Below are 16,184 nucleotides of genomic sequence, written 5' to 3'. Positions count from 1 at the left end.
GAGGATTTTAATGACAAAGAAAATACCTTTTTCACCACCAGACATAACTAAAGAAGAGATAGAAGAAGTAGTGAAAGTTTTAGAATCCGGTTGGATTACTTCCGGACCTAAAGTTGCTGAATTTGAGGAACAAATGAGAAATTACTGTAGTGCAAATTATGCAGTAGCTTTAGGTAGTGCTACTGCAGGAATGGAGCTTATATTAAAGGTCTTCGATATAAAAGAAGGAGATGAAATAATTACTACTCCTTATACTTATACAGCTACAGCAAATATAATTGTACACAGAGGTATAAAGCCTACATTTGTGGATGTAGAAAAGGACAGTTTTTTAATTGATATAGAAAAGATAGAAAAAGCTATAACACCAAAAACAAAGGCCATAATAACAGTAGATATTGCAGGAGTGCCTGTAGATTATGATAAAGTTAAAGCTATACTTAAAAAATTAGGAAGAGAAGATATAATACTTATAGCGGATTCAGCTCATTCCTATGGTGCTTCATACAAAGGCACAAAAGTAGGAGCACAATATGATTTTCATGTATTTTCATTCCATGCAGTAAAAAATTTAACTACTGCAGAAGGTGGAGGAATTACTTACAATGATAATAACTTCCACGGTAAGGAAGATTTATTACGTGAGTTTAAGATAACTTCCCTACAAGGTCAATCAAAGGATGCTTTTAGTAAAATGAAGGCAGGAGCTTGGCAATACGATATCTTAACTGATGGGTTTAAATGTAATATGACAGATTTACAGGCTGCTATTGGTGTAGTTCAAATGAAACGATATGAAAATATGTTAGAACATAGAAGAAAAATATTTGAAGTTTACACTAATGCATTAAAAGAAAAAGAATGGGCAATAATTCCTGTGGCTAAAAATGATATGATGGAAACATCATACCATCTATATACACTAAGGATAAAAGGTTTTGAAGAAGAAAATAGAAATGTAGTTATACAGACTTTAGCTGAGAAAGATATAGCTACAAATGTACATTTTATTCCATTACCAATGTTTACCTTATATAAAAACTTAGGGTACAAAATAGAGGATTATCCAAATGCGTACAATCAGTACAAAAATGAAATAACTCTTCCAGTTTATTCAACACTTTCATTAGAAGATGCTGATTATGTAGTAAGAGAGCTTATTAAAGCAGTGGAAAATAACCTATAACTAAATAATAGATAATAAATAATAAATAAGGAAAGAATTTTTACTCTGCATAAATTCTAAGGTTATAGAAATTCCTGTAGGAAGTTTATGATATATTTATTCTTTATTATTTATAATTTGAAATTTAAGGGAGGGACTATTCATGGAAGTAGGCTTTTATACTTCGAAAAGGGAATATTTAGAAAAGAAGAATGAATTTAATCAAGCAATAGAAAATGTGCTACAAAATGGGATACAAACTTTGGGAAAAGAAGTTAAAGAGTTAGAAAAAGCTGTGGAAGAATTCTCGGGAGCAAAACATGCAGTAGGTGTTGCTTCTGGGACAGATGCTTTAGTTATGGCTTCAGATATTATGGGATTTAAAAATGGAAAGGAAGTTGTAACTTCACCTTTTACTTTTCTTGCCTCTACTTCCTGTATTGCTAAACATGGTGGTAAACCTGTTTTTGTTGATATTGATGAAGAAACCTTTAATATAGATACAACAAAGATTGAAGAAAAAATAACTAAAAATACAGTAGGAATCATTCCTATTCATTTATTCTGTCAAATGGCTAATATGGATGATATAATGAAATATGCAGAGAAATATAATTTATTTGTACTTGAGGATGCAGCTGAAGCTTTTGGAATGAAATGGAAAGGAAATGGGGAAATTTATAGGACTGCCGGAACCATAGGTCATATGGGAATATATTCTTTTTTTCCAACTAAAACCTTAGGTGGTTATGGCGATGGTGGCATAATTACTACTAATAGTGATAAATTAGCTGAACTTTCTAAGATATATAGAGTGCATGGAGCAAAAGTAAAATATAATTATGATTATATAGGATACAACTCAAGATTGGATACAATTCAGGCAGCTATACTTCTTGTGAAAATGAAGTATATAAATGAAGCTATAGAAAAAAGAGAAGTAATTAGCAATTGGTATAAAGATAGATTAAAAGATATAGAATATGTAAAAATTCCAAAAATAAAAGGAGAACAAAAACCTGTTTATTATGTATTTAATCTAAGTTGTGAAAAAAGAGATGATTTGAATAGATATTTAAAAGATAATGGAGTGGGAACAAGTATTTACTATCCAATTCCACTTCATCTGCAGAATTGTTTTAGTTATCTAGGATATAAGAAGGGCGACTTCCCAATAGCAGAAAAAGCTTGTAACGAAGTATTAGCTTTACCAATATATCCAGAGATAACTGAAGACGAAGTAGAATATGTATGTGAAAAAATTAAAGAATTCTATAAGAAATAACTAAATCGTCAAAGAAAATTAATAAAATAACAATAGCACTTCTAGAAACTTTTTAACACAGTTCTAGAAGTGCTATTTTAATTGACAGTAAAGTAAGGCTATTTTTCATTTAAATACATACCAAGCAATATACCTTTCATGTAGCTCATTACTATCATTCCTGCTATACACATTTTTTCACCATTGCTTAAACATCTAAATCTATGACGTTTAATCATTTTATTATTTATAAACATAAATTAACCTCCTAATATTAAAGATATTAATAATAGTATTTTCATTTATAAATTTAATATTAAAATTTTTGTAGTAAAAAAATAGTTTATTGTATTTATAAATGAACTATTTAATTTCATAAAAATGGAAAGTAGTATTAGATAAATAAAAATCGAATAATAAAATTTAATGCTCTTAAATTTTTTATTAAAAAACTCTTTTAAAGAAGGAATTTTTAGTTTATTATAGAATAGTAAAGTTAGTGGTTTAAAGTGGTTTAAAGTGGAGTGAAATAGAAATTAGGGGTGCAAAAATGTTTATAGGTGAGTACGCCCATGCAATAGATGCTAAGAATAGAATGATTATACCATCTAAGTTTAGAGAAGAATTAAGTGAAAAGTTTATTTTGACTAAAGGACTAGATGGATGTTTATATACATACCCCTTAAGTGAGTGGACTATTTTAGAAGAAAAACTTAAAAAGCTTCCATTAACTAGCAGAGATGCTAGAGCCTTTGTCAGATTTTTTTTCTCTGGGGCTAATGAAATTACAGTAGATAAACAAGGAAGAGCTTTAATACCTCAGAGTCTATTAGAATATGCGCATATAAAAAAGGAAATAGTAAGTATAGGTGTATCTAACAGAATTGAAATTTGGAGTAAAGAAAAATGGGAAGAATACAATGAATCTAATATAGATTTTGAACAAATTGCAGAAAAAATGAGTGAGTTAGGAATTTAAGTTAAGTAGTAAATAATAAAAAGCAAGTAATATATTTGTTAGTTAAAAGAATGGAGAAAAGAATATGGAATTTAAACATGTATCGGTTTTACTAAGAGAAACAATAGAAGGATTGAATATTAAGGAAAATGGTATATATGTGGACTGTACTTTAGGTGGAGCAGGACATTCATCAGAAATATTGAAATTATTATCAAAAGAAGGAAAGCTAATAGGCATTGACCAAGATGAAGACGCGTTAAAAGCCGCAAGAGAAAGATTAAAAGATTATGATAATGTAACATATGTACATGATAACTTTTACAATATAGAAAGAATATTGAAAGATTTAAATATAGAAAAAGTCGACGGAATATTAGCAGACTTAGGAGTCTCTTCTTATCAATTGGATAAAGGTGAAAGAGGATTTAGTTATATGCAAGATGCACCTTTAGACATGAGGATGGATAGAAGAAATAGCTTATCTGCTTATGAGGTAGTAAATGGATATAGTGAAGAAGAATTAACAAAGATTATAAGAGAGTATGGAGAAGATAACTTTGCTAAAAGAATAGCTAAATTCATAATAGAAAGTAGAAACAAAGAAGCAATAAAGACCACAGGAGAGTTGGCTCAAATAATAAAAAATGCAATTCCAGCTAGGTTTAGAAGAGAAGGACCACATCCCGCTAAAAGAACTTTTCAAGCCATAAGAATTGAAGTGAATAAGGAATTGGAGATATTAAATAAAGCTGTAGAAGATGGAGTTAATTGTTTGAACAGTGGAGGAAGAATTGGAATAATAACCTTCCATTCATTGGAGGATAGAATTATAAAGCTTAAATTTAAAGAACTTCAAGATCCTTGTGTATGTCCTAAGGATTTCCCAATTTGTGTTTGTGGTAAGAAGCCTAGTTTAAAGGTAATTACAAAAAAAGCTATAGAACCTACAAAAGAAGAAATAGAATTTAATTCAAGAAGTAGAAGTGCGAAGTTAAGAATCGGTGAAAAATTATAACTTGATGTTCTAATTATGAAGGGGAGTGAATAAAGTGATAATAACAGGTAAAGACAACTATTATATTAAAGGAAATACTGTCCTTGCTCCGGAGTTTGAACCAAAGGAAAATGAAAAAAAGGATAATGAAGTTAAAAGAAATAAAGCAAAGAAATTAAAGATTAAAAGAACTAAAAATAAATTAAAAACTATACGGAATATTTCTATTCTTTTTATAGTTGGAATTACCTTAGTAGCTAGATACAGTATAATATATGATTTACAAAAAGAACTAAATAACATAAATCACAACATGACCCTTTTAAATAAGGAGAACGAAAATTTAAAAGTTGATTTAGTAAAATATAGCAATATTCAATATATAGAAGAATTTGCTAAAAATAAATTAAAAATGGTTAATCCTACTAAAGGAGATGTGTTTTATTGTGATATGGATAAAGAGATATTTAAATATGAAGATAAAAATAAGTCTGATAACAAGAATAAGGAAAGTGAATTGAAAAAATTTTTAAGCAAGTTATTTTAGCGGAGGTATAAAAGTTTGAGTAAAGAAGCATATAGAGACAAGGTTCTTATAAAGAAGAGGATGTTTATAATTCTTTTAGGGCTTATATTTTTATTTACTTGTCTCGTAGGAAGACTTAGTTATATAATGATTAAAAAATCTCCTGAGTATGAAAAAGATGCTATAGAACAATGGACAAGCGAAGTTAAAATATCTGCTAAGAGGGGCAGAATATTAGATAGAAATGAAAATGAATTAGCCTTAAGTGCTAATGTATATAGAGTGGATTTAGATTTAAATACTTTAAGACATACCATGGAAGATAAGAAGATGTCTGTGGATACTGTAGCATCAAAGCTTTCAGAAGCTTTAGAAATGGATGTAGAAGATGTTAAAAAAATAATAAACAAAAAATTTCCAAATGGACTTCCCTATGGTTCTGCTACTTTAAAGAGAAGAATAGAGAAGCCTATGGCTGATAAAGTTAATAAATTAAAAATAAGAGGTGTTATAGTATCTGCTGATACTAAGAGATATTATCCTAACAATAATTTTTTAGCCCATGTACTAGGACATACTAATTCAGATGGAAAAGGACTTACAGGAGTAGAAATGCAGTATGATAAAATATTATCTGGAGAACCTGGAAAAAGAATAGCAGAAATGGATAATACTAGGTCCAGGGAACTTCCTTATATAATTTCTGAATTTACTAAACCACAGGATGGAAAAGATGTGATATTAACTATAGATGAGATGATACAGCATTTTTGTGAGAAAGCTGCAACTCAGGCTTTAAGTGACAATAAAGCAAAAGCTGTTTCTATAATAGCTATGGATCCTAATAATGGAGAAATATTAGCTCTTGTAAACAAACCAGATTATAATCCTAATGATCCTTGGATAGAAGGTAAAACTTCCGATGAACTTCAGGCAGCTTGGAGAAATAGAGCAGTAAATGATACATTTGAGCCAGGTTCTATATTTAAAGTAATAACTGCAGCATCAGCTATGGCAGAGAATGTGGTATCAGAAAATGACAAATTTAATTGTACTGGTTCTATAACTATAGGAAAAAGAACTATACATTGTGCTAAAAGAACAGGACATGGCATACAAACTTTTCCTGATATAATTAAGAATTCATGTAATGTAGGTTTTGCAGAAGTAGGTAAAAAGTTAGGAAAGGAAAAACTTTATAGCTACATACAAAAATTTGGATTTGGACAAAAAACAGGTGTGGATTTACCAGGAGAAGCAAAAGGTATAATAAAGAAACCACAAGCCATGTCAGATGTAGACCTTGCTACTATTTCTTTTGGGCAGGCTAATACAGTATCACCTGTACAATATTTAGCAGCTTTTAATTCAGTAGCAAATGGCGGCAAATGGATAAGACCTCATGTATTAAAAGAAGTAGCTCACTATGATGAAGAGAATAATAAAGAAATAACAGACAAAAAGTTTGATAATTATGGAGAAAAAGAAGTACTGGATCCAAAAGTAGCTGCTACTTTGAGAACTTACCTTGAAAGAGTAGTATCCGAAGGTGGAGGTAAGAAAGCTTTTATAGAAGGTTATCATATAGGAGGGAAAACTGGTACCGCTCAAAAAGTTGTCAATGGAAGATATGGTGAAGGAAAATATATTTCTTCTTTTGCAGCTATGGCACCAATAGATAAACCAAGAATAACTTTACTTGTATCCATAGATGAACCTGACCCATCTAATTACTATGCTGGGCAAATATCAGCGCCAGTAGCTCAACAGGTGTTAAATGATATTTTTAATTATTTATCTTTTAAATCTGATGCTTCTTCAGAGGAAATAGCTGAAAGTTTAAAAAAAGATATAATAATACCAGAAATTAGAGGAAAGAAAAAAGGTGAAGCTTTAAAGATACTAAAAGAGAAAAATTTAGATTATAAAATTGATTCCAGTGGTGAGTATATAGTAGACATGAATCCTAAACCTGGTTATACTGTAAAAGAAGGTAGTAAAATAGTTCTTTACACAGGAAGTACATCTAATTATAATAAAGTAGTAGTAGTTCCTAGTGTAAAAGGATATAGTTTAGAAAGAGCATCGGAACTATTGAATAGCATTGGATTAAGAATAGATTATAGTGGAAATGGCCTTATTTATGACCAAAACATAAAAGAAGGGGAAGAAGTGCCAAAAGGTACTATTGTAAATGTAAAACTGGAACAAGTAGGAGACTAAATTTACAGTGAACGGCTAAGCCGTTCACTGTTGTACTGTTAAAATGGTAATTAATTATTAACTAATCTATAAGAGAGGTGTAATTATGAAATTAAAAGAAATATTAAAAGGTTTGAATTATGATATTTTAAATGGAACAGATGACATTGAAATAAATAATATTCAATATGATTCTAGAAAAATTGAAATAGGAGATATGTTTTTTGCTATACAGGGATATAGTACAGATGGACATAAATATATACCTATAGCTTATAAAAATGGAGCTAAAGTAGTGGTTTGTGATAAATATATAGAAGATTTACCTAAATGTACAGTAATAAAGGTTCAGGATAGCAGAAAAGCTATGGCTGAAGTTGCATCAAATTTTTATGGAAATCCTAAAGACAAATTAAAGATTATTGGAGTTACAGGAACTAATGGTAAAACTACTTCAACTTTTATGATTAAGTCAATATTAGAAAAAGCTGGATTTAAAGTAGGACTTTTAGGGACAATTGTTAATTATATTGGCAATAGAAAAATCCATGCAGATAGAACCACTCCAGAGTCCTTGGAGATACATAGACTTTTTAAAGATATGGTAGAAGAAAATGTAGATTATTGTGTTATGGAAGTTTCATCTCATTCCCTTTATTTAGATAGAGTTTATGGTATAAACTTTTCACAAGCTGTATTTACAAATTTAACTCAGGATCATTTAGATTTTCATAAAACTTTTGAAAACTATTATAAATCAAAGCTATTATTATTTAAGAATAGTAAAAATTCAATAATAAATATAGATGATAAGTATGGTAAGAGAGTATATGATGATATACCTGGAAGTAAGTCAACTTATTCTATAGAAGAGAAATCAAATTTGAAAGCTGAAAATATACAAATGAGTGCTAGAGGAGTAAAATTTAACATAGAATATGAAGGAAAAAGCATAGACATTAATATACACATACCGGGAAGATATAATATTTTAAATGCATTGGGAAGTATACTTGCATGTTTAAATGAAGGGATAGATATTAATTCTGTAAAGAGTGGATTAGAGAGTATGAGTGGAGTACCTGGTAGATGTGAAATAGTAACTAAGGATTATAATTTAGGATATGAAGTAATAGTAGATTATGCTCATACACCTGATGGATTAGAGAATATATTAAAAACTGGAAGAGAATTTACTAAAGGAAGATTAATTAGTGTATTTGGATGTGGGGGAGACAGAGATAAAACTAAAAGACCTATTATGGGCAAGATAGGAACAGAACTTAGTGACTTAGCTATTATAACTTCAGACAATCCAAGAAGTGAAGAACCTTTAGATATAATAAAAGATATAAAAGATGGCATAAAAAAGGATAATTATATAGTTGTAGAGAATAGAAGACAGGCAATTAAAAAAGCTATGGAGATTGCAAGAAAAGATGATGTAATAGTAGTAGCTGGTAAAGGTCATGAAGATTATCAAATATTAAAAGATAAAACTATACATTTTGATGAAAGGGAAATAATTAAAGAAATAGTTGAAGAATTATATTAGAAAGGAGTTTTTCACTTGGAATATTTAGGTTTTGATGAAATTGTTAAAGCAATAGAAGGGGAAGTATTAGTAAAAGGAGATAGATTTGATTATGATGGAGTTTCCACAGATACCCGAAAAATAGAGAAAAAAAATATATTTATTGCATTAAAAGGTGAAAATTTTAATGGAAATGCTTATATGAAACAAGCAAGTGAAAAAGGTGCGTTAATTTGCATAATAGATGAGGTTTTATTTACTAGAGAAGAAATACAAAAACATACATCAATAATTAAAGTTAAAGATACAAGGAAAGCCCTTTTAGATTTAGCCAAATATTATAGAAGTAAATTAAATATTAAAGTTATCGGAATTACTGGTTCCACAGGAAAAACATCCACTAAAGATTTAACAGCATCAGTTTTAAGTGGCAAATATAAAGTATTTAAAACTGAAGGAAACTTCAATAATGAAATAGGATTACCTCTTATGATATTTAGATTGGATAAAAGTTATGAAATAGCAGTTTTAGAAATGGGAATGAGCAATTTACAAGAAATACATAGAATGGCAGAGGTAGCAAATCCGGATATAGCTATTATAACTAATATTGGAATTTCTCATATAGAAAACTTAAAAACACGAGAAAATATATTAAAAGCAAAACTTGAGATTACAGACTTTTTTAAAGAAAAAAATGTGTTAATAGTAAATGGAGATAATGACTTGTTAGGAGCTTTAAAAAACAATAAAATTAAGATAATTAAAACAGGATTTGAAAATAAATGGGATTTTTATGCATATGATATAGTATTGAATGAAAGTGATTTAAGTTTTAAAGTAATAGAAGAAACAACTAAAGAAGAAGAAGAAATATACATAAATCTTCCTGGAAAGCACAATATATGGAATGCCCTTTTAGCCATAGCTTGTGGAAGAAATTTAAATATGAGTTTTAAAGAAATAAAAGAAGGATTGAAAAATTTACAAACTACCGCTATGAGATTAGATATAATAAAGAATGATAGCTTTACTATAGTTAATGATTGTTATAATGCTAGTCCAGATTCTATGAAGGCTGCTATAGATGTGTTAATTGGGATTAATGGTAAAAAGAAGGTGGCAGTTCTAGGAACTATGAAAGAACTTGGCAAAGAAGCTTATAGAGCTCATAAAGAAGTAGGAAGCTATGCTAAAGAAAATGGAGTAGACTTACTTATAGCTTTAGGAGAATTTGATAAAGCATTTATAGAAGGATTTGAAGATAGTCATGTTGAAAAATCTATACAAAATTCTGAAAAACAATATTTAAAGTTAGATAATTATGATGAAGTAATAGATTTTCTACTATCTTATTTAGAAAAAGAGGATGTGGTATTATTTAAAGCATCTAGAGCTATGAAATTTGAAAAAATGGTAGAGAAACTAAAGAATAACTAGGGCTTAAGGAGGTGAATATGCTCTATTTTAAGAGCATTATATAATGAATAATAGTAAAATAATATATTCAGTACTTGTAGCATTTTTTTTAGCAATAGTAATAGGACCTATATTAATACCATTACTTCATAAATTGAAGTTTGGTCAAAGTATTAGGGAGGAAGGCCCTAAAAGTCATCAAAAAAAGGCAGGAACTCCAACTATGGGAGGAATTATATTTATAATTGCATCTATAGTATCTATGATAATACTAGTAAAAAAACCTAGTGATGAAGCTATGTTTGCACTTTATGCATTTATCGCTTTTGGTTTTATAGGATTTATTGATGATTTTTTAAAGATAGTACATAAGAAAAATTTGGGATTAAGAGCTTATCAAAAGATGATTTTATTACTTGTTGTATCTTTTGCCTTTGCATATTATGCAGCAAACAATTCAGATATAGGAACCTCAATTATAATACCTTTTAGTGGAATGTCCTTTGATTTAGGAATGTTTTATATACCTTGTATAATAATATATTTTACAGCCACTACTAATGCGGTGAATTTAACTGATGGATTAGATGGATTGGCTACTTCTATTACTATATTAGTTATGACATTTTTTGTAATAGTAAGTTTTAACATGGGACATTACACTTTATCAATATTTTGCGCAGTGCTTGCAGGGTCACTTTTAGGGTTCTTAAAATATAATGCATTTCCTGCTCAAATTTTTATGGGAGACACAGGATCTTTAGCTTTAGGTGGGGCTGTAGCTGCTGTAGCAATGATATTAAAATTACCACTTTTGGTTATAATAGTAGGAGGTATATATGTTATGGAAACATTATCTGTAATATTGCAGGTAGCTTCCTTTAAATTAACCGGAAAAAGGATATTTAAAATGAGTCCTTTACATCATCATTTTGAACTTTGTGGATGGCATGAGACAAAAATTGTATCAATATTTTCCATAGTAACAGTTATTTTATGTATGATTGCTTTTTTATCTTTTAAATAATTATTTTAGGAGGTAATTATGAAGAAACTCCAAAACAAAATGGGAAGCATAGATTTTTTAATGTTCTCTATAATAATGCTATTAGTAGCAATAGGAGTAATTATGGTATATAGTGCTAGTTCGTACTTTGCGTTTTATAAATATAAGGATAGTATGCACTATTTAAAAAGACAGGGATTGTGGGCTATAATAGGTGTGTTTTTTATGTTTATTTTTATAAATTATGATTATCATAAATTAAAAAAATATACTAAACTAATTATGATAATTACAACTATATTGCTTTTAGTAGTATTTATTTTTCCAGAAAGAAATGGAGCAAGAAGATGGATACCATTAGGACCAGCAACTTTTCAGCCTTCAGAAGTTGCAAAATATTTTGTAGTATTATATTTAGCTAAAAGCATTGATGCAAAAGGAGAAAAAATAAAAACTTTTTCTTATGGAGTAATTCCATATCTTTTAGTAGCTGGTTTTTATGCAGGGTTGGTGTATGCAGAAAAGAATTTGAGTATAGCAACGGTTATTATGGCAGTAACTTTTTTTGTATTATTTGTGGGAGGAGCTAAGTTTCACCATCTTGTTGCAGTAGTACTTCCTGTAATAGTAGCAGGAGCTGCAGCGATACTTTTGGTTCCATTTAGAAGAGCAAGGTTTTTTTCCTATAGAAATCCTTGGGTAGATCCCCAGAAGACTGGCTATCAATTAATTCAATCTTTTTTGGCATTGGGATCTGGAGGAATATGGGGAGTAGGATTAGGTCAGTCTAGACAAAAATGCTATTATATACCGGAACCTCATAATGATTTTATATTTGCAGTAATAGGAGAAGAGTTAGGATTGATTGGATGCACATTTATAATTATTCTTTTTGCTTTATTGATTTGGAGAGGAATTGTCACTGCAGTTAAAGCTAAAGATACTTTTGGAACCTTACTTGCTACAGGTATTATTTCAGTTATTGCAGTTCAGGCATTAATAAATATAGCAGTTGTTACTGGTTCTATTCCTGTAACAGGAGTACCGCTTCCTTTTATAAGTTCTGGCGGATCCTCTTTGGTAATTAATATGTCGGCTATAGGTGTGTTACTAAATATCTCAAGACAAAAAAGTAATATTTAGATTAAATAGCATTGCTTTAAGGCAATGCTATAATTATGTAAAAAAATGTGTAAATTTAATAATAAATTTAATGAAATTAATTATATATCGTGTTATTATATATATAGCCTATTATTTAGAAGGTGGTAATAATATGATAGAAAATATAGATTTTCAGAAGAAGAGTAAAAATCAATTAATAATAAAGAGAAGAAGAAGAAAGTTTGTTAAAAAATGCTTTATATTATTGATTCTACTTATTTCTACGTTAACAGGACTTTGTTTAAAGCATCCATATTTTAACGTTAAGAAAATAGAAGTTATTAATAATAAAAATATATCTAAAGAGGAGATTATAAAACTTTCTAGAATTTATGAAGGTGACAATATCTTTTATATTAATATGGATAGGACTAAAAGAGACATTTTAAATAATCCCTATATATTAAAGGCTGAAGTTAAGAGGAAACTTCCTAATAAAATATTAATTGATATAAGCGAAAGGGAAGCAATTTTTTATGGAGAAAAAAATAGAGAATATATAATTGTAGATAAGAATGGAGTTGTATTAGAGATAAGAAAAGATATAAAAAATATGAATTTAGTGAAGCTTCAAGGATTTCAATTAGAAAAAAGTGAAGTGGGAAAAACTATTTTTGTGGATGATGATAGAAAAGTTGAATTGATAAAGGAGATAAGTCTATTAGTAGGTTCTAAAAAAGATAATTATAATATTTCTCTTGTAAACTTGCAAGATTTAAATAATATACAATTTTATTATAAAAATATTTTAATTAAATTAGGTAATAGTGATGAATTAAATAATAAGTTAAATAAAGCTTTTAATATAATACTACAGAAAGAAGAGGTAAAATCTGCTAAAAAAGGGTATGTGGATGTAAGTTTTAATGGAAATCCAGTAGTTTTTATAGAAAAATAGGAGGAAATGATTAATGCGTAAATGGAGTTCACAAGTTAGTGTGGCGTTAGTTTGCGCTATACTAGGTTTTATGTTAGCGTATCAATTTAAAATGCTTTTTAAGCAAGATAGAATAAATGTAAATCCCTATAATAGTGCAGATATTACTGCACAAATAGAACAATATAAAAAAGAGAAAGAGAAACTTAATACAAGGGTAAATGAGCTTGAAACTAAAATTAAGGCATATGAAGATGCTGCAGCGGGAAGGGATGATTCTACTAAAACGCTTTTAAAAGAATTAGAAGATACAAGAATATTAACGGGGACTACTGATGTGGAAGGAGAAGGAATTGTAATATATTTAACGCCTAATAGTAATATTTTTGGTAGTGGAACAGACTTTAAAATAACTGATAGACATTTGATAATTTTAATAAATGAGTTAAAGTATGCAGGGGCAGAAGCTATATCTATAAATGATATAAGGATTACAGGAAGAACAGGAATTAGAATTTCTGGAAATACTATATCAATAAATGGTGAGGATAGAGTATCACCTTCCAAGAGAATTGTAATAAAAGCTATAGGATATAAAAAGAATTTGGAAGCGGTGTTAGAATTTCCGGAAACTTTATCAGATTTCAGAGGAGTTTGTGAAGTTAAATATGAGCCATCTGATAACATAAAGATAGATAGATATAATAAATCATATAAATTTGAATATGCAAAACCAGTAAAATAAGAATAATTTAATTTATATAGGGGTGAGTTATTTAATGATTGCATTTTTGGGTTTAGTAATTGGAATAATAGTAGGGGCCATATGGAATATAAATATTCCAGAAAAATTTTCACCCTATATGTCTGTAGCAATATTAGCTTGCTTGGATTCAGTTTTTGGAGCTATTAGGGCAAGACTTTCTAAAAACTTTCAAGCAGATATATTTATTTCAGGTTTTTTTGGTAATTCTGTATTAGCAGCAGGATTAGCTTATTTGGGAGATAAACTAGGAGTTCCTATATATATAGCGGCAGTAATAGTATTTGGAGGGAGAATATTTGACAATTTTGCTATAGTAAGAAGGCTTTTAATAGAGAAAGCTAAGTCACGTCAATGAGGTGAAGGCTATGAGAAGTAACGAGGCTAATGTATTTGTATTTATAGCTTCTATAGTAATAGGTATATTAATTTCAATGAATATAAGTTTTACAAGAGAAAATAAAACGGTTTTTTTGAGTAGCAAACAATATCAAGATGCTTATGTATACAGAAATGAATTGCTTAACGGAATAAGTAATTTAAATAATCAGTATATAAAATACAAAGATAAGCTTTCTAAATATGAAAAAAATATACAAAATAACAATCAAATAATTGATGAAATAAATAAAGAAATAATAGAGAATAAACGAATTATGGGATTCACTGCCCTTGAGGGGCCAGGAATAAAAATAACCCTTGTAGATGCGAGTACAGAATTTATACAGGATCCTTATGAATATGAGCAGAAGTTAATACATAATAAAGATATGATACAAGTAGTAAATGATCTTTTAAATGCGGGAGCTGAGGCCATATCCATAAATGAAGTTAGATTAATTAGTTCTTCATCTATAAATTGTAATGGTGCTTTTTTAAGAATAAATGGTATTCAAATATGTGCACCTTTTTATATAAATGCCATTGGAAATAAGGAAAGTTTGAAAAAGTATATATTAGCAGATGAAAATTACCTTAAATCATTGATGATTAGGGGAATTGAAGTTGAATTGGAAGATAAGGAAGATATTAAAATACCAGCGTATATGGGGAAAATGGAAAATAAATTTATAAAATCTATGAATAAATAGTACAAATTGAAGGAATTTTAAACTTTATGAAGAATATTAAAATTAAGATAATTTAGTCTAGGGGGATGATGATATTGTCATTGACTGAGAATATTAGGGAAATAAAGAGCACTATTGGCAAGGATGTAACTTTAATAGCAGTATCTAAAACTAAGCCTTTAGAAGATATAGAGGAAGTATATAATACTGGAATTAGAGATTTTGGAGAAAATAAAGTACAGGAATTAAGTGAGAAAATAGAGAATTTCCCTTATAAAGATGTAAGGTGGCATCTTATAGGACATCTCCAAAGAAATAAAGTAAAATATATAGTAGGAAAGGTATATTTAATACATTCCTTAGATAGTGTGAGACTTCTAGAAGAAATAGAAAAGCAATATAAACAAAAAGATAAGATAGCTTCAGTTTTAATTCAAATAAACATAGGGAGAGAAGAAAGCAAAACGGGAATTTTTTTAGAAAATTTAGAAGAAATTCTTAATGCTTGCGAAGAATGTAGCAATGTTAAAGTTAAAGGACTTATGACAATAATTCCAATAGGAGATGAGGAAAGTAGTAGAAAATACTTTAAAGCAATGAAGGAAATATTCGATAATTTAAAAGAAAGAACGTTTAAAAATATAGAGATGAAATATCTTTCTATGGGAATGACAAATGATTATGAAATTGCTATGGATGAAGGAGCAAATATGGTAAGAATCGGTGAGGGGATTTTTGGGAAGAGAAATTATAATGTATAGGAGGATAACAAATGGCAGGTAAAGTATTAAATAAAATGATGGGATTATTAGGATTAGAAGATGAATTAGATGAATTTGAAGAAAACGAAAATGAGTTTGAAGGAAAAGACATTAGTAATGAAGAAGAATATGAACCAATTATTCAGTCTTCAAAAAAGCAAGGTAAAGTTGTAAGTATACATACGGCATCTACAGCTAAAGTTGTTATAGTAAAACCAACAACTTATGATGAAGTAGTTGACATTTGTGACAATCTAAAGAGTAGAAAGATTATAGTAGTAAATTCTATATCATTAGAACAAAAAATTGCACAGAGGCTACTAGATTTCGTAAGTGGTGCAACATATGCTTTAGGAGGAAGTCTTGAAGAAATTGAAAGAGGTATTTATATTGTTTCTCCTTCAAATGTGGAAGTAGATAGTGAATTGAAGAGTGAGTTATCTAATAAAGGTATATTTAATTGGAATAGATAAAAAAA

At 28.8% G+C, this 16,184-nt stretch carries 17 protein-coding genes; 16 read left to right on the top strand and 1 reads right to left on the bottom strand.

Translation table 11 applies throughout. The annotated features are described in order from the left end of the window. Positions 1–10 precede the first annotated feature (10 nt). Together J2Z24_RS07890 and J2Z24_RS07885 are read left to right on the top strand one after the other, a co-directional pair. The gene (locus J2Z24_RS07890; RefSeq protein WP_035144898.1) at positions 11–1,186 is read left to right on the top strand and encodes a DegT/DnrJ/EryC1/StrS family aminotransferase; all 1,176 of its coding nucleotides are present in this window, start codon (positions 11–13) and stop codon (positions 1,184–1,186) included. Between the two features lie 142 nt (positions 1,187–1,328). Beyond that, positions 1,329–2,450, top strand: coding sequence for a DegT/DnrJ/EryC1/StrS family aminotransferase (locus J2Z24_RS07885; protein WP_035144901.1), 1,122 nt, complete (start codon positions 1,329–1,331; stop codon positions 2,448–2,450). A 98-nt stretch (positions 2,451–2,548) separates the two neighbouring features. On the opposite strand, the gene J2Z24_RS07880 is transcribed toward J2Z24_RS07885, so the two are convergent. After that, on the bottom strand, positions 2,549–2,686 hold the full coding sequence (locus J2Z24_RS07880; protein ID WP_156950177.1) for a hypothetical protein: 138 nt from the start codon (positions 2,684–2,686) through the stop codon (positions 2,549–2,551). Between the two features lie 293 nt (positions 2,687–2,979). Between J2Z24_RS07880 and mraZ the strand changes: the two genes are divergently transcribed. From mraZ to J2Z24_RS07810, 14 genes are all read left to right on the top strand, one after another. Further along, on the top strand, positions 2,980–3,408 hold the full coding sequence (gene mraZ / locus J2Z24_RS07875; RefSeq protein WP_035144904.1) for a division/cell wall cluster transcriptional repressor MraZ: 429 nt from the start codon (positions 2,980–2,982) through the stop codon (positions 3,406–3,408). 64 nt (positions 3,409–3,472) lie between these two features. Next, positions 3,473–4,405: a 16S rRNA (cytosine(1402)-N(4))-methyltransferase RsmH gene (gene rsmH, locus J2Z24_RS07870; RefSeq protein ID WP_035144907.1), complete on the top strand. Its 933-nt coding sequence runs from the start codon at positions 3,473–3,475 to the stop codon at positions 4,403–4,405. A 34-nt stretch (positions 4,406–4,439) separates the two neighbouring features. Beyond that, the gene (locus J2Z24_RS21765; protein WP_035144909.1) at positions 4,440–4,931 is read left to right on the top strand and encodes a septum formation initiator family protein; all 492 of its coding nucleotides are present in this window, start codon (positions 4,440–4,442) and stop codon (positions 4,929–4,931) included. 15 nt (positions 4,932–4,946) lie between these two features. Next, positions 4,947–7,133: a stage V sporulation protein D gene (locus J2Z24_RS07860; RefSeq protein WP_035144911.1), complete on the top strand. Its 2,187-nt coding sequence runs from the start codon at positions 4,947–4,949 to the stop codon at positions 7,131–7,133. Between the two features lie 85 nt (positions 7,134–7,218). Continuing rightward, on the top strand, positions 7,219–8,667 hold the full coding sequence (locus J2Z24_RS07855) for a UDP-N-acetylmuramoyl-L-alanyl-D-glutamate--2,6-diaminopimelate ligase (RefSeq protein ID WP_035144913.1): 1,449 nt from the start codon (positions 7,219–7,221) through the stop codon (positions 8,665–8,667). A gap of 15 nt (positions 8,668–8,682) precedes the next feature. After that, on the top strand, positions 8,683–10,086 hold the full coding sequence (locus J2Z24_RS07850) for a UDP-N-acetylmuramoyl-tripeptide--D-alanyl-D-alanine ligase (protein WP_035144915.1): 1,404 nt from the start codon (positions 8,683–8,685) through the stop codon (positions 10,084–10,086). A 43-nt stretch (positions 10,087–10,129) separates the two neighbouring features. Beyond that, positions 10,130–11,092 carry a phospho-N-acetylmuramoyl-pentapeptide-transferase gene (gene mraY / locus J2Z24_RS07845; protein WP_035144916.1) on the top strand — a complete coding sequence of 321 codons (963 nt, stop codon included), beginning with the start codon at positions 10,130–10,132 and terminating at the stop codon, positions 11,090–11,092. Between the two features lie 18 nt (positions 11,093–11,110). After that, on the top strand, positions 11,111–12,214 hold the full coding sequence (gene spoVE, locus J2Z24_RS07840; protein WP_035144919.1) for a stage V sporulation protein E: 1,104 nt from the start codon (positions 11,111–11,113) through the stop codon (positions 12,212–12,214). A gap of 133 nt (positions 12,215–12,347) precedes the next feature. After that, entirely contained in the window at positions 12,348–13,133 is a 786-nt protein-coding gene (locus J2Z24_RS07835) for a cell division protein FtsQ/DivIB (RefSeq protein WP_035144921.1), read from the top strand. Between the two features lie 13 nt (positions 13,134–13,146). After that, positions 13,147–13,857: a DUF881 domain-containing protein gene (locus J2Z24_RS07830; protein WP_035144923.1), complete on the top strand. Its 711-nt coding sequence runs from the start codon at positions 13,147–13,149 to the stop codon at positions 13,855–13,857. Positions 13,858–13,891: 34 nt separating this feature from the next. Continuing rightward, complete coding sequence (locus J2Z24_RS07825) at positions 13,892–14,233, top strand: small basic family protein (protein ID WP_035144925.1); 342 nt, start codon at positions 13,892–13,894, stop codon at positions 14,231–14,233. Between the two features lie 10 nt (positions 14,234–14,243). Continuing rightward, the gene (locus J2Z24_RS07820) at positions 14,244–14,966 is read left to right on the top strand and encodes a DUF881 domain-containing protein (RefSeq protein WP_035144927.1); all 723 of its coding nucleotides are present in this window, start codon (positions 14,244–14,246) and stop codon (positions 14,964–14,966) included. Positions 14,967–15,040: 74 nt separating this feature from the next. Continuing rightward, the gene (locus tag J2Z24_RS07815; RefSeq protein ID WP_035144928.1) at positions 15,041–15,706 is read left to right on the top strand and encodes a YggS family pyridoxal phosphate-dependent enzyme; all 666 of its coding nucleotides are present in this window, start codon (positions 15,041–15,043) and stop codon (positions 15,704–15,706) included. Between the two features lie 11 nt (positions 15,707–15,717). Next, positions 15,718–16,179 (top strand): cell division protein SepF, encoded by a 462-nt coding sequence (locus J2Z24_RS07810; protein WP_035144929.1) that lies wholly within the window; start codon positions 15,718–15,720, stop codon positions 16,177–16,179. The last annotated feature ends 5 nt before the right edge of the window (positions 16,180–16,184 follow it).

This window comes from Clostridium tetanomorphum (assembly GCF_017873215.1).
Classification (GTDB): domain Bacteria; phylum Bacillota; class Clostridia; order Clostridiales; family Clostridiaceae; genus Clostridium_AO; species Clostridium_AO tetanomorphum.
Note: the sequence above shows the minus strand (reverse complement) of the source record. Positions and strands in the feature narration are given on the sequence as shown.

Bases quoted from the DNA above. Each gene is read 5' to 3' on its own strand.
- J2Z24_RS07855 (WP_035144913.1), top strand. From the start codon at position 7,219: ATGAAATTAAAAGAAATATTAAAAGGTTTGAATTATGATATTTTAAAT.
- J2Z24_RS07820 (WP_035144927.1), top strand. From the start codon at position 14,244: ATGAGAAGTAACGAGGCTAATGTATTTGTATTTATAGCTTCTATAGTA.
- mraZ (WP_035144904.1), top strand. From the start codon at position 2,980: ATGTTTATAGGTGAGTACGCCCATGCAATAGATGCTAAGAATAGAATG.
- J2Z24_RS07880 (WP_156950177.1), bottom strand. From the start codon at position 2,686: ATGTTTATAAATAATAAAATGATTAAACGTCATAGATTTAGATGTTTA.
- J2Z24_RS07885 (WP_035144901.1), top strand. From the start codon at position 1,329: ATGGAAGTAGGCTTTTATACTTCGAAAAGGGAATATTTAGAAAAGAAG.
- J2Z24_RS07810 (WP_035144929.1), top strand. From the start codon at position 15,718: ATGGCAGGTAAAGTATTAAATAAAATGATGGGATTATTAGGATTAGAA.
- J2Z24_RS07835 (WP_035144921.1), top strand. From the start codon at position 12,348: ATGATAGAAAATATAGATTTTCAGAAGAAGAGTAAAAATCAATTAATA.
- J2Z24_RS07825 (WP_035144925.1), top strand. From the start codon at position 13,892: ATGATTGCATTTTTGGGTTTAGTAATTGGAATAATAGTAGGGGCCATA.
- spoVE (WP_035144919.1), top strand. From the start codon at position 11,111: ATGAAGAAACTCCAAAACAAAATGGGAAGCATAGATTTTTTAATGTTC.
- rsmH (WP_035144907.1), top strand. From the start codon at position 3,473: ATGGAATTTAAACATGTATCGGTTTTACTAAGAGAAACAATAGAAGGA.
- J2Z24_RS07890 (WP_035144898.1), top strand. From the start codon at position 11: ATGACAAAGAAAATACCTTTTTCACCACCAGACATAACTAAAGAAGAG.
- J2Z24_RS07830 (WP_035144923.1), top strand. From the start codon at position 13,147: ATGCGTAAATGGAGTTCACAAGTTAGTGTGGCGTTAGTTTGCGCTATA.
- mraY (WP_035144916.1), top strand. From the start codon at position 10,130: ATGAATAATAGTAAAATAATATATTCAGTACTTGTAGCATTTTTTTTA.